Source organism: Anaerobacillus sp. QJM3NY_32 (assembly GCF_056173645.1).
Genome location: NZ_CM149684.1, coordinates 2783804 through 2806407, shown reverse-complemented (window position 1 = coordinate 2806407; position 22604 = coordinate 2783804). Strand labels below are relative to the sequence as shown.

Annotated in this window: 23 protein-coding genes; 20 read left to right on the top strand and 3 right to left on the bottom strand. The window is 39.1% G+C overall.

Features of this window, described 5'->3' with window-relative positions; all coding sequences use genetic code 11:
- Positions 1–25: 25 nt before the first annotated feature.
- The 17 genes from AC0VYH_RS14775 (at position 26) to AC0VYH_RS14695 (ending at position 16834) form a co-directional block, all read left to right on the top strand.
- Positions 26–2155, top strand: a complete 2130-nt coding sequence (locus AC0VYH_RS14775; protein ID WP_475372680.1) for an HD family phosphohydrolase — start codon at positions 26–28, stop codon at positions 2153–2155.
- Positions 2152–2625, top strand: coding sequence for an rRNA maturation RNase YbeY (ybeY, locus tag AC0VYH_RS14770; RefSeq protein WP_194219514.1), 474 nt, complete (start codon positions 2152–2154; stop codon positions 2623–2625). Before AC0VYH_RS14775 ends, ybeY begins: the two co-directional genes overlap by 4 nt.
- The gene (locus AC0VYH_RS14765; protein WP_194219515.1) at positions 2609–2998 is read left to right on the top strand and encodes a diacylglycerol kinase family protein; all 390 of its coding nucleotides are present in this window, start codon (positions 2609–2611) and stop codon (positions 2996–2998) included. Before ybeY ends, AC0VYH_RS14765 begins: the two co-directional genes overlap by 17 nt.
- 12 nt (positions 2999–3010) lie before the next feature.
- A complete protein-coding gene (locus AC0VYH_RS14760; RefSeq protein ID WP_226614372.1) occupies positions 3011–3409 on the top strand; it encodes a cytidine deaminase in 399 nt (132 codons plus the stop codon).
- The gene (gene era / locus AC0VYH_RS14755) at positions 3402–4310 is read left to right on the top strand and encodes a GTPase Era (RefSeq protein ID WP_430244206.1); all 909 of its coding nucleotides are present in this window, start codon (positions 3402–3404) and stop codon (positions 4308–4310) included. Before AC0VYH_RS14760 ends, era begins: the two co-directional genes overlap by 8 nt.
- A 101-nt stretch (positions 4311–4411) precedes the next feature.
- On the top strand, positions 4412–4549 hold the full coding sequence (locus AC0VYH_RS14750; RefSeq protein WP_194219518.1) for a YqzL family protein: 138 nt from the start codon (positions 4412–4414) through the stop codon (positions 4547–4549).
- A 39-nt stretch (positions 4550–4588) separates the two neighbouring features.
- Entirely contained in the window at positions 4589–5338 is a 750-nt protein-coding gene (recO, locus tag AC0VYH_RS14745; RefSeq protein ID WP_430244208.1) for a DNA repair protein RecO, read from the top strand.
- Positions 5339–5543: 205 nt separating this feature from the next.
- Entirely contained in the window at positions 5544–6185 is a 642-nt protein-coding gene (gene ccpN / locus AC0VYH_RS14740; RefSeq protein WP_276511807.1) for a transcriptional regulator CcpN, read from the top strand.
- A 14-nt stretch (positions 6186–6199) separates the two neighbouring features.
- Entirely contained in the window at positions 6200–7024 is an 825-nt protein-coding gene (locus AC0VYH_RS14735) for a pyruvate, water dikinase regulatory protein (protein ID WP_194219519.1), read from the top strand.
- Between the two features lie 378 nt (positions 7025–7402).
- Entirely contained in the window at positions 7403–7894 is a 492-nt protein-coding gene (locus tag AC0VYH_RS14730; protein WP_475372679.1) for a YaiI/YqxD family protein, read from the top strand.
- A 19-nt stretch (positions 7895–7913) separates the two neighbouring features.
- Positions 7914–9734 carry a DNA primase gene (gene dnaG / locus AC0VYH_RS14725; RefSeq protein ID WP_475372678.1) on the top strand — a complete coding sequence of 607 codons (1821 nt, stop codon included), beginning with the start codon at positions 7914–7916 and terminating at the stop codon, positions 9732–9734.
- A gap of 47 nt (positions 9735–9781) precedes the next feature.
- On the top strand, positions 9782–10897 hold the full coding sequence (rpoD, locus tag AC0VYH_RS14720) for an RNA polymerase sigma factor RpoD (protein ID WP_194219522.1): 1116 nt from the start codon (positions 9782–9784) through the stop codon (positions 10895–10897).
- 367 nt (positions 10898–11264) lie between these two features.
- On the top strand, positions 11265–12404 hold the full coding sequence (locus AC0VYH_RS14715) for an acyl-CoA dehydrogenase family protein (RefSeq protein WP_194219523.1): 1140 nt from the start codon (positions 11265–11267) through the stop codon (positions 12402–12404).
- Positions 12405–12630: 226 nt separating this feature from the next.
- Positions 12631–14286: an AMP-binding protein gene (locus tag AC0VYH_RS14710; protein WP_475372677.1), complete on the top strand. Its 1656-nt coding sequence runs from the start codon at positions 12631–12633 to the stop codon at positions 14284–14286.
- Between the two features lie 215 nt (positions 14287–14501).
- Positions 14502–14864, top strand: a complete 363-nt coding sequence (cccA, locus tag AC0VYH_RS14705) for a cytochrome c550 (protein ID WP_194219525.1) — start codon at positions 14502–14504, stop codon at positions 14862–14864.
- 141 nt (positions 14865–15005) lie between these two features.
- On the top strand, positions 15006–15716 hold the full coding sequence (locus AC0VYH_RS14700; protein ID WP_194219654.1) for a tRNA (adenine(22)-N(1))-methyltransferase: 711 nt from the start codon (positions 15006–15008) through the stop codon (positions 15714–15716).
- Complete coding sequence (locus tag AC0VYH_RS14695; protein WP_475372676.1) at positions 15713–16834, top strand: Nif3-like dinuclear metal center hexameric protein; 1122 nt, start codon at positions 15713–15715, stop codon at positions 16832–16834. Before AC0VYH_RS14700 ends, AC0VYH_RS14695 begins: the two co-directional genes overlap by 4 nt.
- A gap of 35 nt (positions 16835–16869) precedes the next feature.
- On the opposite strand, the gene AC0VYH_RS14690 is transcribed toward AC0VYH_RS14695, so the two are convergent.
- Both AC0VYH_RS14690 and vrrA read right to left on the bottom strand, forming a co-directional pair.
- Positions 16870–17814, bottom strand: coding sequence for a 4-hydroxy-3-methylbut-2-enyl diphosphate reductase (locus tag AC0VYH_RS14690; protein ID WP_430244221.1), 945 nt, complete (start codon positions 17812–17814; stop codon positions 16870–16872).
- 93 nt (positions 17815–17907) lie between these two features.
- Positions 17908–18516, bottom strand: coding sequence for a VrrA/YqfQ family protein (vrrA, locus tag AC0VYH_RS14685; protein WP_475372675.1), 609 nt, complete (start codon positions 18514–18516; stop codon positions 17908–17910).
- Positions 18517–18883: 367 nt separating this feature from the next.
- Here vrrA and AC0VYH_RS14680 point away from each other — a divergent pair, with 367 nt between their 5' ends.
- Together AC0VYH_RS14680 and AC0VYH_RS14675 are read left to right on the top strand one after the other, a co-directional pair.
- A complete protein-coding gene (locus AC0VYH_RS14680; protein WP_194219529.1) occupies positions 18884–20161 on the top strand; it encodes a DEAD/DEAH box helicase in 1278 nt (425 codons plus the stop codon).
- Between the two features lie 152 nt (positions 20162–20313).
- A complete protein-coding gene (locus AC0VYH_RS14675) occupies positions 20314–21207 on the top strand; it encodes a deoxyribonuclease IV (RefSeq protein WP_475372674.1) in 894 nt (297 codons plus the stop codon).
- Between the two features lie 26 nt (positions 21208–21233).
- Here the strand turns inward: AC0VYH_RS14675 and AC0VYH_RS14670 are convergent, their stop codons facing one another.
- Positions 21234–21494, bottom strand: a complete 261-nt coding sequence (locus AC0VYH_RS14670) for a DUF2624 family protein (protein WP_194219531.1) — start codon at positions 21492–21494, stop codon at positions 21234–21236.
- 205 nt (positions 21495–21699) lie between these two features.
- Here AC0VYH_RS14670 and AC0VYH_RS14665 point away from each other — a divergent pair, with 205 nt between their 5' ends.
- On the top strand, positions 21700–22566 hold the full coding sequence (locus AC0VYH_RS14665; RefSeq protein ID WP_475372673.1) for a YitT family protein: 867 nt from the start codon (positions 21700–21702) through the stop codon (positions 22564–22566).
- Positions 22567–22604 lie beyond the last annotated feature (38 nt).

Here is a 22604-nt window from a genome sequence, read left to right as displayed (position 1 = left end):
CAGAACTTATGAGGTGAAGGAAGCTATGGTTGCGAAGATTAAACGTCTGTTTCAGGATAATCTCCGTAATATTGAACGAATTAAAATGGTGAAATGGTCTCTTTATGGCCTAGTTGCTCTCATCATGTATTTAACGATGCTTTCAAATGTCATTCCTGAATCATTGGACGTTTCTCTTTATTCAAGAGCAGATCATGATATAGCTTCGCCTATTACGATCGAAAATAAAACAGCCACAGAAGATGAACGATCGAAAGCAGCTCAAATCGACGCAAAATATGTTTACAGAGATGAAGTTTCTCAGTCACAGGTCGATCAATTAAATGATTTGTTTTCAGGTATTGAAAAGGTTAAAAAAAATGATAGTGATGACGCTGAAACGACAGAAGAGAAAATAACAGAACTTGAATCTTTGCTATCTGTGTCGATGTCAGCAGAACTTTCAAACGAAACTCTCGTGCCGCTTCTTGAAGCGGAATTGTCTCAAATTAGCTTAATTAAAGAGCTGACACTATCTGAAGTAATGGAAGTCATGACTGATAGAGTGTCTATTGATAATTTAGAGCAATCTAAAACGGATGTGGAAGATCGGTTATCCCTTACTTCTCTACCTACTGAGCAGAAAAAAGCAATGATAACAGTAGCACAGCAGAGTATTGTGCCTAATTATTTTCTAGATCCAGAACAAACCGAACAAAGTCGTCAAGAAGCAATAGAAGCAGTTCAGCCGGTTATGATTCGTGAAGGCCAAATTATCGTTGAAGAAGGAGCGATGATTAATAGAGAAGTGATGGAGCAATTAAGACTAGCTGGTCTTCTTGATGAGGGGTTTGATGCAGTTCCTTATATCGGCCTTGCATTGCTAGTTGTCCTTCTTACTGGTTATTTGTATTACTTCTTTCAGGATGTAAATTCAAGAGTCCGCTCAGCCAATACAAATTTATTGATTCTCGTTCTCATTTATCTCAGCACACTGCTTGTTCTGAAACTATCAAGCTTGATGCAGGGAATTGAATTGCCGGGTATTGCTTATATTGTTCCTGTAGCGGTAGGTTCTATGCTCATCAAAATGCTCTTTAATGAACAATTAGCCATTGCATCAAGCTTCCTCTTTGGAGTATGTGCTGGCGTGTTTTTCAACGGAGAAATAACGGGACCAATGAATGCGTCACTTGCTTTCTATGTATTGATGAGTTCTTTATCGGGAGTCTTTTTCCTCGGTAAAAGAAATCATCGATCCAACATATTGAAAGCAGGATTACTAGTATCCTTAATAAACATCGTTTCAGTGGCTATATTATTAATGTTAAAGAACGGACAATACAGTGGTATCGAATTAAGCTACCATATCTTGTTTGCATTTGTATCAGGTTTTCTTTCATCTATGTTAACACTGGGACTTATGCCTTTCTTTGAAGCAGGTTTTAGGATCATCTCGACTACAAGATTAATCGAATTATCTAATCCAAACCATCCACTTCTGAGAAAAATTCTTGTTGAAACACCGGGAACATATCACCATAGTGTAATGGTTGCTAACTTATCGGAGGCAGCATGTGAATCGATTGGAGCCAACGGTTTACTAGCAAGGGTGGGAGCCTATTACCACGACATTGGTAAAACAAAACGCCCCCACTTTTTCATTGAAAATCAAATGAATATGGAAAATCCGCATGATAAAATTTCTCCATATTTAAGTAAAACAATTATCGTTTCTCATGCCACTGACGGGGCGGAGTTGCTCAGGAAGCATCGATTGCCAAAAGAAATTGTGGATATAGCTGAACAACATCACGGAACGACACTGCTGAAGTTCTTTTATTACAAAGCAAGTGAACAATCTGATCAGCAGGTGTCTGAAGCTGAATTCCGCTATCCTGGACCAAGAGCTCAAACGAAGGAAGCCGCTGTTGTTGGAATTGCAGACTGTATCGAAGCGGCAGTGAGGTCGATGAACAAACCAAACCCTGATACCATAGAATCGCTCGTAAGAAAAATTATTACTGAAAGACTTGAAGATGGACAGTTTGACGAATGTGATTTATCTCTCAGAGAGCTCGACATTGTTGCAAAAACAATATTAGAAACATTAAATGGTATTTTTCATAGTCGAATTGAATATCCAACAGAATTAAAAAAGAAGGTGACTTCATGAATTTAACGATAGACTTTGTTGATGAGACGAACTCAATTAAAAAAGAGCAGCTTGAGATGCTCGAGAATTTATTAAACCATGCTGCAAAGGAAGAAGAGGTTAGACCGGGAAGTGAAGTGTCGGTTATGTTTGTGGATAATGAACGTATTACCGAGATCAATCGCGAATATCGTGGGAAAGATCAACCGACAGATGTCATTTCCTTCGCACTTGATGATGAGGAAGAGGGAGAAGAACCGCTTATTATTGGTGAAGAACTACCGCATTTACTCGGAGAAATTGTTATTTCCGTTCCAAAAATAGAGGATCAAGCTACTGAATATGGACATAGTTTTGAGCGGGAGCTTGGCTTTTTAAGTGTTCATGGTTTTCTTCATTTACTTGGTTATGATCATATGACCGAGGAAGATGAGAAAGAAATGTTCGGAAAACAAAAAGTGCTGTTAGAACAATATGGCCTCACGAGATAATCGGTCTAGGTTGTTACGGTTTTTACGTAGCTTTCTATATGCTTCACAAGGCTTTCGTTATTTAGTGAAAAATGAACAAAATTTTCTATTTCATCTTATTGCAGGTAGTTTCGTTCTGATAGCGGGGCTAATTCTTGAGCTATCTGTGATAAAGATGAGCATTTTATTAACTGTAATCGGTATCATGTTAAGCTTAGAAGCGTTAAATACAGGGATTGAGAGGTCGATTGACTTAATTACCGAAAAAGAACATCCTATAGCGAAAGTGGCAAAAGATGTTTCAGCCGCTGCAGTCTTTCTTTTTGCGGTCATTTCAGTTATAATCGGTATCCTTCTCTTTTTCGAACCGATTGTTCACTTGTTTCAGTCATAAGGAGGAATAGTAATGGATAAGCAAATGTTGATTGATGAAGCTAAAAAGGCAAGAGAAATGGCTTACGTTCCCTATTCAAAATTTAAAGTAGGTGCGGCTCTTCTTTCTGAAGATGGCACAGTATTTGGTGGATGTAACATTGAGAACGCTGCATACAGCATGTGTAATTGTGCGGAGCGTACAGCCCTTTTTAAAGCTTACTCAGAAGGTCATAAAGCATATAAAGCGATTGCAGTAGTTGCAGATACTAAAAGGCCAGTCCCACCATGTGGTGCGTGTAGACAGGTGATATCTGAACTTTGTTCTCCAGATATGCAAGTTATCTTAACAAACTTAGATGGAAAAATACATGAATTAACCGTCAGCGAATTGCTTCCTGGCGCATTTTCACCGGAGGATTTGAATGAGTAAAGAAGTATTTAAGTCAGGATTTGTATCAATTGTTGGTAGACCAAATGTAGGGAAATCTACTTTGTTAAACGAAGTGATTGGCCAAAAAATTGCGATTATGAGTGACAAAGCTCAAACAACGCGCAACAAAGTTCAAGGCGTTTATACGAGAGATGATGCACAAGTTGTCTTTATCGATACGCCAGGGATTCATAAGCCAAAACATAAACTAGGCGACTTTATGATTAAAATGGCTCAAAGTTCATTAAATGAAGTCGATTTAATATTGTTCGTTATTAATGCTGAAGAAGGTTACGGAGCTGGGGATCAGTATATTATTGATCGCTTGCAGAATGTAGAAAGTCCAGTCTTCCTAGTCATAAATAAAATCGATCAAGTCCACCCTGATCAATTGTTCCCCATGATTAATTTTTATAAAGATAAATATTCATTTGCCGAAATCGTTCCGATTTCTGCTTTGCAAGGAAATAATGTGAATACACTTTTGGAGCAAGTAGTTGGCTACCTTGAAGAAGGACCCCAATATTACCCAAGTGATCATGTAACCGATCACCCTGAACGATTTATTGTGGCAGAGCTTGTAAGGGAAAAGGTTCTTCATTTGACAAGAGAAGAAATCCCTCACTCAGTTACAGTTGTCACAGAACAAATGATCAAACGTGAAGGTTCTGATGTCATTGATATTCATGTTACCGTCGTCGTAGAACGCTCTTCTCAAAAAGGCATTATCATCGGGAAACAGGGGAAAATGCTAAAAGAAGTAGGGAAGCGAGCAAGGCAAGATATTGAAGCCCTTCTTGGTTCGCGTGTATTTATGGAGATCTGGGTGAAGGTAGTAAAAGATTGGCGAAACAAACCATCATCATTACGTGATTATGGTTACCGGGAAGATGACTATTAAGTGAAATTTTGTTAAATATTCCATCACATAAACCGACATATGTCAGGTCAAGCTAGAGGTAAGAGAAAAACTTTTTTACAAAATGAAAGGTGGGATCTAAAGTGTTAGAGTTTACCTGGAAAATATTTTGTGAAACAGGAAACATTGATACTTATCTTCTTTTGAAGGAAATGGAAACACCGAGCGATGAAGAGGGAGAATCTCTTATCGATTTGGAAGAAGTAACTCGCCTCACTTGACCTTATGGAATGTTAACAGGAAACGGTTGGTGAATGTTCTTGTTAAAAAAGGTTGAAGGAATTGTGATTCGAACCGTAGACTATGGTGAAACAAATAAAATACTAACACTTTTTACAAGAGGGACGGGTAAGGTTGGCGTTATGGCAAGAGGCGCAAAAAAACCTAAAAGCCGTCTTTCTGCTGTTTCTCAACTTTTTGTATATGGTCAGTATCTTTACCAGCATACATCCGGTCTTGGGGGACTGAATCAGGGAGAAATCATTGATTCATTTCGTTCCATTCGCAATGATCTTTTTCTTACCTCATATGCTGCTTATGCGGCAGAGCTTGTTGACAAATTAACAGAGGAACGAAAGCCTAACCCCTATTTATTTGAGATGCTCTATCAGGTGCTGCACGCGTTAGATGAAGAAAAAGACCCTGAAGTAGTGGTGTTTATATTTGAATTAAAAATGCTACGTGTTGCTGGAATAACCCCTCAACTGGATCGTTGTGCGAACTGCGGCCTTCCTGAAGGGAAATTCCACTTTTCAATTAATGAAGGTGGGTTGCTATGTCACCGTTGTCTTTCAGTCGATCCTTATCATCTTCCAATGACAAAACGAACGGCAGAGCTTCTTCACCTGTTTGCCCACATTGATCTCGGAAGATTAGGAAATATTTCACTTAAAGATGAAACTAAAAAAGAGATTAGGCACATTCTTAATTTGTATTTTGACGCTTATTCGGGCCTTTACCTAAAGTCAAAACGATTTTTGGATCAGTTAGACAAATTCAAACTGGAGTAAAAAGTCTGCGGAGAGAGAACCCGGAGGCTTTTTATTTTCAATAGAGCTAAATCAACGATGTTCCATCATATAGCTTTTATTTACTTCACAATATCACTTAAAAAGTTTTTATGGCTTGATTTTTTCAAATACAGGCTCGATGCTTTCGTTCAAATGGTATAATCGTATATAATAATGAAAATACAGTATAACATTTTTAGTAGAGGTGGTGATTCTTATCCAACTGAATAATCGACAGGAAACAATCCTTCAGATCGTAAAAAACGAAGGACCTATTACAGGCGAGCATATTGCTGAAAAGCTTAGTTTGACTCGCGCAACGCTTAGACCTGATCTTGCTATCCTTACAATGGCAGGTTATCTTGATGCACGGCCAAGAGTTGGGTATTTTTATACAGGGAAAACAGGCTCACAACTTCTTACTGAGAAAATAAGAAAAATTAAAGTTGACGATTATAAGTCTATACCAGTAGTTGTCCAAGAGAACGCAAGCGTATATGATGCGATTTGCTCGATGTTTCTTGAGGATGTAGGTACGCTGTTTGTTGTAAATGAAATGGCTCATTTAGTCGGTGTTTTATCAAGAAAAGACCTATTAAGAGCTGCGCTCGGTAAGCAAGATCTTGGTAGTATTCCAGTAACAATTATTATGACAAGAATGCCCAATATTACTGTTTGCTCACGAGAAGATCTTTTAATTGAAGTGGCAAATCAGCTAATCGAAAAGCAGATAGATGCCTTACCGATTGTAAAAGATGTAGAGAACGGCATAGAGGTTATCGGAAGAATTACGAAAACAAATATTACCAGAGCTCTTGTAGATCTGGCTAAGGATGAAATTATTTAGCTTAGGAGGTTTATATGACAAATACAACAAATCGTGCAATTGTGTATGTTATTTCAGACTCGGTTGGTGAAACGGCGGAGCTTGTCGTAAAGGCGGCAGCAAGTCAGTTTGACCCTACCGATTTCGATGTTAGAAGAGTTCCTTATGTAGAGGATACGGCTACAATACATGAAGTGATGACACTTGCAAAAGAAACGAAAGCGATCGTAGCGTTTACCCTAGTGGTGCCTGAATTAAGAAAATTTCTTCTTGATGTCGCCTCAAAAGAAAATATTCAGGCTGTTGATATTATTGGTCCTATGATTGATCATATGCAAGAAGTTATTGGTAAAGCTCCGCGCAATGAGCCTGGACTGGTACATAAACTCGATGAAGATTATTTTCGTCGAGTAGAAGCAATTGAGTTTGCTGTTAAATATGATGATGGGAGAGACCCACGAGGAATTGCACTAGCAGATATTGTTCTTGTGGGAGTTTCAAGAACATCGAAAACACCGCTATCTCAATACTTAGCTCATAAAAGGTTGAAGGTGGCTAATGTGCCGATTGTTCCTGAGGTGGACCCACCTGAAGAACTATTTACTGTTGGTGAAGGTAAATGCTATGCCCTTAAAATAAGCCCCGAGAAATTAAACAATATACGCAAAGAAAGGCTAATTGCTCTTGGATTAAATGCCGAAGCGAGCTATGCAAATATGACAAGAATAAAAGATGAGCTTGAATATTTTGATACGATTATTAATAAGATGAATTGTCAGGTGATCGATGTTTCTAATCGTGCTGTTGAAGAAACAGCTAATTTAATTCTTAGCTTACATAAAGGGAAGCATACTTCTTAAAAATAGCTTGGATAGAATGATTGGTTTCATCTACATTTTCACCAAAAGCTATTTGATCTAATTTTATTGATATCTCGCCTTTTAGCTATGCTGAAAACTTAACCAGTGATGAACAAACATGAAGATAGCTTGAAAATCAATGAATCACACCATCATCGGATTGAATCTGGTCACGATGATGGCGTTTTTTTATCGTTTTTACCTGTTCAATTTAATATTTTTAGTATATAATCAAATATTGTCAATAAAAATTGTCTATAATCATATAAGAAGGCTTTAATAAGATTCTTAAACTATTGAGGCTTGAACTAAAATTCTGAAAGTTAAAACATAAATTTCAAAAGAAGGATAACTCAGGGAGATGTAGAATACAGAATTATGACGAAAAAGAAACTGACGCTTTTTGTCGATGCAGATGCATGTCCTGTTCTAATTAAAGAAGAAATGATGTCTTTTCAACAAGCTTTATCAGAAACCGAAATCGTTTTTGTGGCATCGTATGCTCATATGAGCACGACGTTCCGTGAAGCGAGGTGGGTTATGGTAGACTCTGAAAAGGAAGAAGCTGATCTCTACATCCATCGTCATGCTAAGAAAGGTGATTTAGCTGTAACTCAAGACTATGGACTAGCAAGTATACTTCTTCCAAAGGGTGTTTTTGTCCTTTCTCCAAGAGGAAAAAAATACACTGAAGAGAACATTTCTACTCTTCTACATACGCGTTATTTAGCATCGAAAAGTAGAAGAGCAGGTAAGCATACAAAAGGTCCGCGTAAGTTTACAAATGAAGATCGAGATGAGTTTCGGAAAGAATTAATTAAAATTTTGTCGAATTATGAAGGAGTTTATTTCTATTTGTCGAAATTATAGAACCTGTTGGTGATAATTAATGAGTGGCAGAATCCCGGAAGAGAAAATTGAAGCGATTCGCAAATCCACCGATATCGTTGATGTGATTAGTGATTATGTCCAACTGAAGAAACAAGGAAGGAATTTCTTCGGTCTTTGCCCTTTTCATGGGGAGAGTACTCCTTCATTTTCAGTAGCTCCCGATAAGCAAATATATCATTGTTTTGGTTGTGGCGCTGGTGGTAATGCATTTTCATTTTTAATGGAAATTGAAGGTTACAACTTCATAGAAGCTGTTGAAGCACTTGGGCAGAAATCAGGGATAGAACTACCTGAAGTTCAAGACAATCAAAATAGTAATCCAAAGACAACATCTGAGAATGAGGTCATCTATAAGGCTCATGATTTTCTAGCTAAGCTTTATAATCATTGCATGGTGAAGACGCCAGAAGGCGAAAAAGCTCGTGATTATCTGAGTGAGCAAGGCTTTACAAATGAAATGATTGAGAAGTTCCAACTTGGCTTTGCCCCTGATTCGTGGGATTATGCAACGGGATATTTGGAGAAAAGAAACTATCCTATAGAAAAAATTGCAAATGCCGGACTTCTTGCGAAAAGGGAATTTGATGGAAAATATTTTGATCGTTTTCGTAATCGTATTATGTTCCCAATATGGGATCCAAAAGGAAGACCGGTCGCATTTGGAGGTAGGATATTAGGGGAAGGTGAACCGAAATACTTGAATAGCCCTGAAACAAAATTGTTTCAGAAAGGGAAGTTTTTGTATGGTTTTCATCTTACCCGTTCTTCTATCCGCTTAAAAGACCAGGCTATCCTTTTAGAAGGTTACGTGGATGTGATTACAGCGTACGGGAATGGGGTACAAAACGTTGTAGCGAGTCTTGGGACAGCATTAACCAAAGATCAGGCTAAACTTCTACGAAGACAGACAGAATCAGTGGTGATTTGTTATGACTCAGATAAGGCGGGGATTAATGCTGCTACAAGAGCCGCGGATGAATTAGTCCAAGCCGGTTGCTATGTTAGAATCGCAAAAATGCCAAACGGACTTGATCCCGATGACTATATCCGAACATACGGTGCAGAACGGTTTGAAAAGGATGTAATAGGGGCAGCGTCAACAGTAATGGCTTTTAAAATGGAAGTTTTTCGATCAGGAAAAAATCTATCGGATGAAGGAGAACGAATCCGCTACATCGAAGAAGTACTTAAAGAAATTAGCGGCCTTTCAAACCCTGTCGAAAGAGACCATTATCTTAGACAGCTATCGGAAGAATTCTCGCTTTCACTCGATGCGCTAAAGCAGCAAGTTACCCAATTTTATAAAGAGGGCAAGAAAAGTAAGGATAATGCTCCTCCTAAAAGGGATAATAATGCTAGGAAAAATTTCTATGTGAAGAAAAAGCTTCTGCCTGCTTTCCAGAATTCAGAGCGAATCTTACTTGCATATATGATGCGAGATCTGGATGTTGCAGAAAAAGTACAGGAAGAGGTTGGCGGTTCGTTTAATATTGACGAGCATAGTGCGATCGCTGCATATTTGTATAGCTTTTATGCTAACGGCCATGAGGCGGACATTAGTCAATTCATGGAGCAGCTTACTGATCCTAACCTTGTCAAAATTGCTTCTGAACTGGCCATGATGGATTTAAATGAAGACGTGTCGGATAAAGAACTTCATGATTATATTCGGCAGGTGTTAAATTATCCAGAATGGATAAAGATAGAAGAGAGAGAAAAAGAGAAAAAAGAAGCGGAAATGAAGCAAGACTTTGTCCAGGCAGCTAAGATCGCTATGGAAATTCTTGAAATGAAGAAGAACTTAAAAAATTCATTTTAAGAAATTAACTATTTTTATTGTTGAGATGTATGGAAGGAGGGGATCGAATGGCTGAAAAACCAACTCGCCAGCCGGCGGAAGGTGAATTAACCATCGATCAAGTGAAAGAGCAGTTAGTAGAGCTTGGAAAGAAAACAAGCTTAATTACTTACTCTACGATCGTAGAACGGTTGTCCCCGTTTGAACAGGATTCCGATCAAATGGATGAATTCTTTGAATATCTAGAGGAACAAGGTGTAGAAGTCATCGAAGATAGTACTGAAAACCCTTCGCCTCAAGAAGTGAATAAGGAAGAAGAATTTGATCTTAATGACTTAAGTGTTCCTCCGGGTGTCAAAATAAATGATCCCGTTCGTATGTACCTTAAAGAGATTGGCCGAGTAGACCTTCTTTCTGCAAAGGAAGAGATTAGTCTAGCACAACGTATTGAAGAAGGTGACGAAGAAGCAAAACGTCGTCTTGCTGAAGCAAACCTTCGACTTGTTGTTAGTATTGCGAAGCGTTACGTTGGTCGTGGGATGCTTTTCCTTGATTTAATCCAGGAAGGAAATATGGGCCTTATTAAAGCAGTTGAGAAATTTGATTACCGTAAAGGTTACAAATTTAGTACTTATGCAACGTGGTGGATCCGTCAAGCTATCACTCGCGCAATTGCAGACCAGGCTAGAACGATTCGTATTCCAGTTCATATGGTTGAAACAATCAATAAATTGATTCGTGTGCAGCGCCAGCTTCTTCAGGATCTTGGCCGTGAACCTGCTCCTGAAGAAATTGGTAAGGAAATGGACCTTTCTCCTGAAAAAGTCCGTGAAATTCTTAAGATAGCTCAAGAACCAGTATCTTTAGAAACGCCTATTGGGGAAGAAGACGATTCCCACCTCGGAGACTTTATTGAAGATCAAGATGCATTGGCACCATCCGATGCTGCAGCTTATGAACTACTCAAGGAACAGCTTGAAGACGTACTAGATACGCTGACTGATCGAGAGGAAAATGTTCTTAGACTGCGTTTCGGACTTGATGATGGACGTACAAGAACCCTAGAAGAAGTAGGTCGCGTCTTTGGAGTTACACGTGAGCGAATTCGCCAAATCGAAGCGAAAGCACTTCGCAAGCTCCGTCATCCAAGTAGAAGCAAACGACTCAAAGATTTTCTTGAATAGAATGGATCACTCTCTGTCTGCTCATGCAGTCAGAGAGTTTTTTTTATGGCTTAATGAATCACATTCTTACAATATGTGAAAACGGTTTAGTTAAAAACTCTTTTTTATCGTTAGTGGAACGGATTAATAAAGAATACAATTCCTGTCATTTATTTTACTGATTTTTCTTTCGTTTTGCAAATGCCGCTTTTTGTATAAAAAGCGTTAACGCCCGTTGTAGTAGGCTTCTCAAAATAGTTTGGCAAAAAAATAATATATAAAATTATTTTTATATTCTAAAATGTTGAAAAAGTAGCAATCAAAGGAGATAATGAAATGTAAGCGCATTCACATTATTGGATTTTTATTTACAGGAGGTTATTTGTTCATGAACTTTGACTTAACGAAAGAACAAAAAATGATTCAGAAAATGATTCGAGAATTTGCTGACGAAAAAGTGGCGCCAGGTGCCGAACAACGCGATAAAGAGAAAAGGTTTCCAAAAGAGATATTTCAACAGCTTGGTGACTTGGGGATTATGGGGCTTCCATTTCCAGAAGAATATGGAGGAGGCGGTGCAGATACCGTCAGCTTTGCAATCGTAGTAGAGGAATTGAGTCGTGCGTGTGGTTCAACTGGAATTACATACTCGGCGCACGTATCACTCGGAGGAGCACCGCTGAACTTATTTGGTACTGAAGAACAAAAGCAGAAATATCTTGCGCCAATCTGTTCCGGTGAGTCATTAGGAGCCTTTGGTTTAACAGAACCTAATGCTGGTTCTGACGCAGGTGGGACCGAGACTGAAGCCGTACTGAAAGATGGAGAATGGGTAATTAATGGAAGCAAATGTTATATAACGAATGCTTCGTATGCTGATCATCTTGCATTAACCGCTATTACTGATCGTAAGGATGGTAATAAAGAAATTAGTGCAATCATTGCGCCTACTTCTGCACCAGGATTTAGAGTAGTTGATAACTATGAGAAGCTTGGACTTCATTCTTCAAACACAACGGAACTTGTAATGGAAGACGTGAGAGTTCCAGAAGAAAATCTGCTGGGGAAACGCGGAGATGGCTTTAGACAGTTTCTCATTACTCTTGATGGTGGTCGAATTGGAATAGGTGCTATGGGAGTAGGGATTGCTCAGGCAGCTTATGAGAAGGCGTTACAGTATGCTAATGAGCGTAAGCAGTTTGGTCGTGCGATTTCACGCTTCCAGGCGATTCAATTTAAGCTAGCGGATATGGCGATGAAAATTGAATTAGCGAGAACGATGGTATATAAAGCAGCCTGGTTGAAAGATCAAGGGAAGAAATTCACGAAAGAAGCTTCTATTTGTAAGCTCTATGCTTCAGAAATTTGTATGGAAGTTTGTGATCAAGCTGTTCAGATTCATGGAGGAAATGGATATATGCGCGATTATCACGTTGAGCGTTATTTTAGAGATGCAAAACTACTTGAAATTGGAGAAGGTACTTCAGAAATCCAAAGAATGGTTATTGCTCGAGAAATTGGTTGTTAAACTGAACGAGCGCTCGATTAGTTGTTACTCTTGAAGTTTCTTTATTATTGTCTTTTTCATAACATGAATTTATTAGTGAACCCCATTAACTAGTTATTTTTGGTTCAAGTCGTAAAGGAGCCAAAACCAACACTGATTATTAGCTAAGCAAATACCCATGGTCCAGAAGAGAAGAAGAGGATCTCTTTATCTCTTCTGGATTCTTAATGATGATAGGAGTGTTACTATGACGGAATTGCTTCATGAGACGATCGGATCGATGCTCGAAAGACAAGTGGATCAGTTTGGTAATAAAGAAGCTGTCGTCTACTCAAAAGAAAAAGTTCGATACACGTTTGAAGAGTTCAATAATGAAGTGAACAGAGTTGCTAAAGCGTTGCTAGGGTTGGGTGTTACTAAAGGAGAGAACGTAGCAGTTTGGGCTACGAATGTACCGGAATGGTTACTTTTGCAATTTGCCACTGCAAAAGTGGGGGCGGTTCTTGTCACGATTAATACGAATTACCAATCATCAGAGTTAGAATATGTCCTAAAGCAGTCAGAATCCACTCGTCTCTTTTTAATTGATGGCTTCAAAGGCACTTCTTATCCTGAGGTTTTCTTGCAACTTCAAAAAAGCAATGATCAACTGACTGTTGGGAAATGTGCGATAGTTGGTCTTCCATATTTGAAAGATGTTATTTATATTGGTACAGAAGAACGTTCTTCGTTCATGAAGTGGCGAGAGTTTCTCAAGGGAAGCGTATCGGTGACGGATAAAGCATTAGAAATGAGAAATGGAGAACTTGATCCAGACGATGTCATTAATATGCAGTATACGTCAGGAACGACCGGCTTTCCAAAAGGAGTGATGCTCACTCATAATAATATTCTCAATAATGGCTACCAGATTGGCCAATGCATGGAGCTCACTCATAATGACCGACTTTGTATTCCTGTTCCATTTTTCCACTGTTTTGGTTGTGTGCTCGGAACTTTAGCGGCTTTTTCTGCAGGAGCGACGATCTTTCCGATCATTGAGTTTGAACCAGAACTGGTACTAAGAACTGTGGAGAAAGAAAGATGTACAGCACTTCATGGTGTACCAACGATGTTCATTTCCGAACTCAGTCTTGCTGAATTTGAATCCTATAATCTAAGCTCGTTAAGGACTGGCATAATGGCTGGAAGCCCATGTCCGATAGAAGTGATGAAAAACGTCATGAAAAGAATGAATATGGTAGAAATAACAATAGCTTATGGACAGACTGAAGCTTCACCAGTAATTACCCAAACAAGAACCAATGATCCGCTCGAGTATAGAGTTAATACAGTGGGAAGAGCCTTACCAGGTGTCGAAGTGAAGATAGTTGATCCCGTATCAGGCCTCGAGGTTCCATCTGGCGAAGCTGGTGAGCTATGCACGAGAGGGTATCACGTGATGAGAGGGTACTACAACATGCCTGAGGCTACGAATCAAGTGATTGATGAAGAAGGATGGCTTCATACTGGAGATATCGCTAAAATGGACTCAGAGGGCTATGTAGAGATTACAGGACGTTTGAAAGATATGATTATACGCGGGGGAGAGAATGTTTACCCCAGGGAGATTGAAGAATTTCTGTATACCCATTCGTCTGTTCAGGACGTTCAGGTTATTGGAGTACCAGATGAGAAATACGGTGAAAAGGTAGTAGCATGCATTCAATTAAAAGAAAAAGGAGCAGTTAATGCTTCCGATATTCTTTTATACTGTAAAGGCAAAATTGCAAGATATAAAGTACCTGCACACGTCTTCTTTGTAGATGAGTATCCAATGACAGCTTCGGGGAAAATACAAAAATACAAGTTACGTGAATCAGCAGTTGAATGGGCAAACCTTAATTCAGAAATATCCAAATAAAAATAATTGTTGGCATCAGTGATTGTGCTGATGCCGTTTGTTTTATTAGAAAAATTTGCTATGATAAGTATAGAGTGAAATCAATGACAAATATGTGATTTGCCTCGCTTCCCCTTTTCTTTCATAGCGTTTTCAAGTAAAATAAGTTATGATTTGTTTACTCTTACATAATTGGGGAAAACGATATCAGCGAATCGGTACAAGGAGGAAAAGAAATGAAAAAGAATCCGCTTATTCCATTTGCATGGACGGCAGTTATCGGATTAATTCTCATTATTGGTGTTTCTTTCTGGGCATTGCAACAGGGCGGCGAAGAAAGTGCTGAAGGTGAAGGCGAGAAGCAAGAACAAGCTGAAGCAGCAGCACCAGAAGATATTTACGCTCAGAACTGTGCTTCCTGTCATGGCGGTGATCTAGGCGGCCAGGTTGGACCAGCTCTAAATGCTGTTGGCGGAAAGTACTCCAAAGATGAAATTCTCGACATTATTAATAATGGTAAAGGTTCGGGAATGCCAGCTGGAGTTATTCAGGGAGAACAAGCTGAAGCAGTAGCTCAGTGGTTATCTGAGAAAAAATAAGAAGGAAAAAAGCTTTCTGTGAGAACAGGAGGCTTTTCTATTTGTATGTCAATTAACCTTTACGGAATGCAAATTCTTGTTAGCTTGCATGCAGAGAGGGTAAACTATAGAGAAGAAAACTGGATAAGTAGTGGTGAAAAAATGAACGATAAATTATTATCTGAACGTTTGAAAATGGTTGCGAATTTTGTTCCAGAGGGAAGTAGTGTGGCTGATATTGGATCTGATCATGCCTATTTGCCATGTTATTTGATGAATCATCAACGTATTACTATGGCGATTGCCGGAGAAGTGAACGAGGGTCCATACCAATCGGCAATCAAGCAAGTTAAGCGAAGCGGATTCACCAATGAAATAACAGTACGTAAGGGAAATGGCCTTGAAGTCATCTCGCCTGGAGAAGTGGATGTGATTACAATCGCAGGAATGGGAGGGCAACTCATACGGGATATCTTGCTAGGCGGAGTAGAGAAGCTAGAAAATGTAAAGCGGCTAATCTTACAACCTAATGTTGCGGCACATCTTTTACGTGAACGACTTGCGGATTTGAACTGGGAACTTGTCGACGAACGGATTCTTGAGGAAGATGATAAAATTTACGAAGTCCTTGTATTTGATGCTGGCAATGGAAAGCAACCCTACGCTGGAATGGATGGCAAAGAACTTCAAAAGAATTTACTTGCGGGCCCCTTTCTCCTAAAGGATAGAAATGAAGCGTTTATGAAAAAATGGCAGATTGAATTAAAGAAAAGAGAACGGATCTTACAGTCTCTTACAAATACAGAAGGTGTTTCTGACAAAGAAGCGCAGGTAACGAATGAGCGTGACATCATTAAGGAGGTACTCTCATGAGCAAGATAGCTTCAGCTCAGGCGATTATTCAAGAATTTGAGGCCTGGTCAAAAAAGAAGTATGCCGAAAATGGTGATCCTATTGGATTGCAAATCGGAAGCTTAAACAAAAAGGTTAAAAAGGTAATGACCGCGCTTGATGTTCTTCCCAACGTGGTAGACGAAGCGGTTCGAGAAGGGGTAGATTTAATTATTGCCCATCACCCCATTCTTTTCCGTCCTCTTAAGAAAATCAATTTGGATACAGAACAGGGGAAAATGGTTGAGAAGCTAATTAAAAATGACATCACTGTTTACGCGGCACATACAAATTTAGATGTTGCACCTGGTGGCGTGAATGATATGCTAGCGGATGCATTAGGACTACAAGAAACGAGCGTTCTTGTTGAAACATTTCAACGAGAACTAAAGAAAATAGCTATATTCGTTCCAATTACACATCAGGAACAAATTAGAACAGCTCTTTCGAAATCAGGAGCAGGGTTTATAAGTGAATATAGTGATTGTACATTTACTTCTCAAGGAACTGGCCGATTCAAGCCCACAGTTCAAGCGCAGCCATTTATTGGTGAATCAGGAGAGTTAGAAGCTGTTCAAGAGGTGAAAATTGAAAGCATTTTTCATGCAGATCAACAAGCGAAGGTTTTAAATGCTGTTAAAAAGGCGCATCCTTATGAAGAAGTAGCTTACGATATTTATCCTTTAGAAAATGAACCAGAAAAGCTTGGGCTGGGAAGAATAGGTCATCTTGATGCAGAAATGACCTTAGAAGATTTTGCTGGTTTTGTGAAAGAGAGGCTTGGCGCAAGTGGTGTTAGAATTGTAGGCAATCTTACTTCTAAAATAAAAAAAGTTGCTGTGTTAGGTGGAGACGGTAATAAATTTATTAGTGCAGCTCGATTTAGTGGAGCAGATGTATTTGTATCAGGTGATATTTATTACCATGTAGCTCACGATGCTATGATGGAGGGGCTCCAAATTATTGATGCAGGCCATAATATTGAAAAGATTATGATTGAGGGTGTACGGGAAAAATTGCAGGCTTTTGTAGAAGAGAAAAATTTTGATACGGTTATTATGTCTTCACAAGAAATAACGGACCCCTTTCAGTTTAGATAAACAAAAATCCCGCCTAAAAGTAGGCGGGATTTTTGTTATTTTTTCACTTTCACTTTAGGGAGAATTTTAGAAGAAGGAACGCTTAGCTCACGAGTCCACGTTTCTTCGTTGTCAGGATCATATTGATCAAGAAAACGTATCACTTCTTTTGTAATCGGAGTTGGTGTAGAAGCACCTGCAGTTACTCCAACTGATTCAACACCTTCAAGCCATTCAAGCTTTAATTCAGAAATGTCCGCAATCCGATAGGCTGGTGTGCCAGCAACTTCAATGGAAACTTGGGCAAGTCTATTAGAGTTGTTACTCTTAGGATCTCCAACTACAAGAACTAAGTCTGTATCACCTGCTTGTTGGGCTACGGCTTCCTGACGAACTTGAGTGGCATTACAAATTTCATTATGAATAACCGCATGTGGATAACGTTCCATTGCTTTTTCCATAATTTCTTGAACATCCCACTGACTCATGGTCGTCTGATTTGTAATAATGATGTTATCACAATCGATTTCAAGTTCATCAACTTCTTCAGGCTTTTCAACAAGATGCACAATGTCAGGAGCAATCCCCATCGCACCTTCAGGCTCAGGATGGCCTTTTTTGCCAATATAAATGACGTGATAGCCCTCTTTTTGTTTTTCGCGAATTAAATCATGTGTCACTGTTACATCTGGACAGGTAGCGTCAAGTACAGTTAGGCCCTTTTTCTCCGCTAGCTCTCGAACCTGAGGTGAAACACCATGCGCAGTGAAAATGACAGTTCCTGATTCTACTTTTTCGAGAATTTCCATCCGATTTGGTCCATCAAGTGTAATGATACCATCATCTTCAAATGCATCTGTCACGTGTTTATTATGAACGATCATCCCGAGAATAAAGATCGGGCGCGGTAATGTTTTATCTAATGCAGCATTTCGTGCAATTACCATAGCATCGACAACACCATAGCAATAACCTCTTGGCGAAATTTTAGTTACTTTCATCGAGTACCTCCTCAACCCAAATACGGATTGTTGTATAACTGATCTTACTTAATTATAAAGGAGATTCCGAGATAACTCAATGAATCACGATGTTCATACATAGAGTTTCGGCTTAGACTTAATACTGATTTCATTTGAGCTTGTCGTTTTTGTTTTTTTCTTGGCTTTTACCCCTGTGGGCTTCTTAGTTGTTTTTTTCTTTGGAGTTTTTTTCTGCTTTTTCGGTTTTGCTTCAACTTCATCCACTGTTTCATCCTCTTCACTTGACCCTGAAGACTTCTGATATTCCTTAAACAAAGCAATCATTTCTGGGAGCTGCTTAACCATTGGACCGTATTGTTGCACCATTGGTTTAATTGTATCAGCAGCCTGCATCACTTTTTGAACATTTTGGATCATTCCCATCATATCCATGCCACCCTGTCCGGCACCCGGAAGGATTCTAGAGAGCATGCCGGCTTGTTGGGGTAAACCTGGGATGGTACCTCGTTGCATGGCTGGAAATGCTCCTGGAGGAGTCGGGAGTCCCTGACTTCCTTGAGGAGCGCCTCCTCCTAAAAACCTGGATAGCAGACCGCCGCCGCCTCCTGTTTGCTGAGGCTGTGTAAATCCTGGCCCAGGACTTTGAAACCCTCCTCCGGAAAATGGAAAGCCCATACCTGGACCCGGACCACTTTGGGGGGAGGGAGGAAATTGATTCATGTCTTACCCTCCTTATGATAACTTGACCATAATAAGCTCTTGGTATTAATATGGTATGCCACAAAAATAGAAGGTGTGAGAATAGAGATTAATGGGCAATACAAGTAATGAGAAGTTGTATGAAGTGAAATTAGTTAGGGCATCGCTTTACTAATAAAATGGTGTTCGACGATCCAATCTTATAGTTTTCTGTTGTTCTTGTTCGGTGACTATGGCAAACGTGTAGCAAAATTGAAAAACGATCACTTTCATCGAATTTATGGCTTTCTAAAATAAATAAGAGGATCGCTCTTCCCTTAACGTATGGCGCTTTGAGCAAAAATGTTCTATAATACAAGTTGGATTAATGGATGGAGGAACAATAATAATGAAACACTTTGATAGATTAGGGCTTAAGCCTTTTTTAGTTGATGCTCTAGAAGCTCAGAAATTCAACAGACCAACCGAAATACAGGAGAGACTGGTCCCAGCGATACGTAATGGTGACAGTGCGATCGGACAATCGCAAACAGGATCAGGCAAAACGCTTGCTTTCTTACTCCCACTTATTCATCGAATTGATAGTGGATTAAATGAATGTCAGGCTGTTATTACAGCGCCTACCAGAGAATTGGCCGATCAAATTTACAACGAATCGTTAAAATTGATCTCTACCCTCCCTGAAGAAGAAGCAATTTCTATTAAAAAGGCTGTAGGTGGAACTGATCGTAAACGTATGATTAGTCGTATGAAAAATACACCCCATATTGTCATCGGCACTCCTGGGCGTATTAAGGATCTTGTCGAAGAGCAGGCGCTAAGCGTTTTTCCTGCAACGATGCTTGTTGTTGATGAAGCGGACCAAATGTTGGACATGGGATTCATTGAAGATGTAGACTATATCGCATCTCGAATGGCAAAACAATTACAGATGCTTGTTTTCTCTGCAACTATTCCAAAGAGCTTGCAGCCATTTTTGAAAAAGTACATGGACAATCCTAAATTTGTAGAAGTGAATGCAGAACAGGTGACGGCTGATAAAGTAGAGAACATTTTTATTCCTGCGCGATATAAGGAGAAGAAAGAGCTACTTTTGAATGTGACTAAGGCAATTAATCCTTATCTTGCTCTTGTCTTTACTAACACTAAACAAACGGCAGATGAAGTGGCTGACTTCCTTATTGAAAATGGCCATAACGTTGAAAGACTTCATGGTGGTGTTCAAGCACGTCAGCGTAAACAAATCATGAAGAAAATCCAGGAAGCTGAATGTCAGTATGTAGTCGCAACTGACCTTGCTTCAAGAGGGATCGACATTAAGGGCGTTTCACACGTGATTAACTTCGAACTACCAAAAGATCTTGATTTCTATATTCACCGAGTAGGACGTACAGCAAGAGCGGGTCACGATGGAATAGCTTATACACTGGCAGAACCATCTGATCAACAAGCTATACAAAAGCTTTCTTCAAAAGGCATTAGCATCGAATACAAAGAAATTAAAAATGGTGAGTGGGTAGAAGCGAAGCCCGTAACTCCAAGAAAAAAGCCTACCTCATCAAAACCTGAGGTTTTTGTGCCTAAGCCTAAGAAAGTAAAGCCAGGCTATAAAAAGAAAATGCAGCAGGAAAGAGATCGTATTCAGCAAAAGCGCGGTCGGAAATAATTCAAAACCCTCTTATGACAGAGGGTTTTTGTCTGCTTAATCGTATGAGAGGGCATGTGTTAAGTTTACTTTTTCAATCGACATGAATAGATGGCAGATTAGCAAAAAAGATATAATAAAATGATGAAGTGAAAAGGGAAGGATTGAAGATAATGTTGAAAATAGGCTCACACGTTTCAATGAGCGGTGATAAAATGCTTCTCGGAGCAAGCGAAGAAGCTGTTTCATATGGCGCTACAACTTTTATGATTTACACGGGTGCACCTCAGAATACGAGGCGTAAAGCGATTGAAAAGCTTAATATTGATAAAGGTTCGGCCCATATGAAAGAGCATGGTATCAGTGACATCGTTGTCCATGCGCCATACATTATTAATATTGGAAACACTACAAAACCTGAAACCTTTCAGCTCGGAGTCGATTTTCTCAGATCTGAAATAGAGCGTACACATGCTCTTGGTGCTCGCCAAATCGTGCTCCACCCTGGTGCTCATGTAGGTGCTGGGGCAGATAAAGGAATTCAGAAAATTATCGAAGGGTTAAATGAGGTGCTAACAGCCGATCAAGAAGTTCAAATCGCTCTTGAAACAATGGCCGGTAAGGGTTCTGAGTGCGGAAGGAGCTTCGAAGAACTAGCTCAAATCATTGATGGTGTTACACATAATGAAAAGTTATCCGTTTGTTTTGATACTTGCCATACGCACGATGCAGGCTATGATATTGTTCATGACTTTGACGGAGTTCTAAATGAATTCGACCGAATGATCGGAGTGGATCGGTTAAAGGTGCTTCACGTGAATGATAGTAAAAATGAGCGTGGTGCATCTAAAGACCGTCATGAAAATATTGGGTTTGGTTATATTGGCTTTGATGCACTTAATAAAGTGATTCATCATCCTCAATTGAAGGATGTTCCGAAGATCTTAGAAACGCCTTATGTAGGAGAAGACAAGAAAAATAAGAAGGCGCCTTATAAATTAGAGATTGAAATGCTTCGAAATCAAAAGTTTGATGAAGATTTAAAAAGTAAACTAATGTCTGTCTAACAAAAAACCGCTTAAGCGGTTTTTTGTTATTGGGTAAGAAAAGAGAGAATTAACTTGTTTACGCGTGACGCAACCGAAGGACTAACTTCACGACTTATTTTCATTAATATACGTTTTCGTTGCGTTTGGTTCGCAATATCAATATTCTCTTGTTTTAAAATTTGCACAATTTTCTTTGCATCTGTTGCTGAAAGTGTAATACCATATTGGTTAGATAGTTGAAGCAATTCCTCTGTTGTAATACGATTCAATTTGAAATTTACAAGTTGAAGCTGTATTGGATTCATCACGATGCCCCCTTTGCCTATCTCATACTATGCACACAGTTCACGATGGTGTTCGCTAAAAGAACATTCTAAACTTTTAGGATCAGGTTATTTTATTATCGTTTTCTTGACTTTTGACTCATGACTTGTCGTGAATGAGCCAATAGACAATCATGCTCATTAACATAGGCTTCAAAGAAATAAGAGACATACTTTGGAGGGTCCCATGGAGAAAAAACAGCATAGGAAAGAAAGTAAAACGCATTTAACTTATAGACTTTTTATGATTATGATTGGCGCTTTTCTCGCTGCCGCAGCCATTGAATTATTTTTAGTTCCAAATCAGTTGATTGACGGTGGAATTATAGGGATATCCCTTATTTTAGATCACCTCACAGCATTTAATTTTGCTATTCTGGTTGTCGTGTTAAATCTTCCATTTATGTATTATGGTTATAAGCAAATTGGTAAGACGTTTGCCTTTTCAACATTATTCGGGATTATCGGGCTTGCTACATTCGAAACCTTTCTTCACCATACAGATCCATTTACAACGGAACCTATTCTTGGTACGGTTTTTGGCGGATTGACATTAGGACTAGGCGTTGGATTGGTGATTAGACATGGCGGTTCAATGGATGGAACTGAAATATTAGGGATTTTGTTAACGAAAAAAATTCCTTTTTCAATTGGCGAGTTTGTTATGTTTACAAACATATTTATTTTTACGTGGGCTGGATTTGTTTTCAGTTGGGAGAATGCGATGTATTCTGTAATGGCGTATTATATCGCTTTTAAGACAATTGATACGGTGATTCAAGGTCTTGATGAAACGAAAGCTGTATTGATTGTCTCGGATTTATACGAGGAAATTTCGAATGCTATTTTAGATCGACTTGGTAGAGGAACGACAAAACTCGTTGGTAAAGGTGGTTATACTGACGAGGAGAAAGAAGTTATATATGTAGTTATAACAAGGTTAGAGGTGACGAAACTAAAAAGTGTGATCTACGACATTGACCCTCATGCATTTATTACAATTATGAATACTCAAGAAACAAGAGGGGCGAAGTTCAAATCTCCAATTCATTAGACTTCCTATACCGGGGGTCTTTTTTCTTATGAAATTGT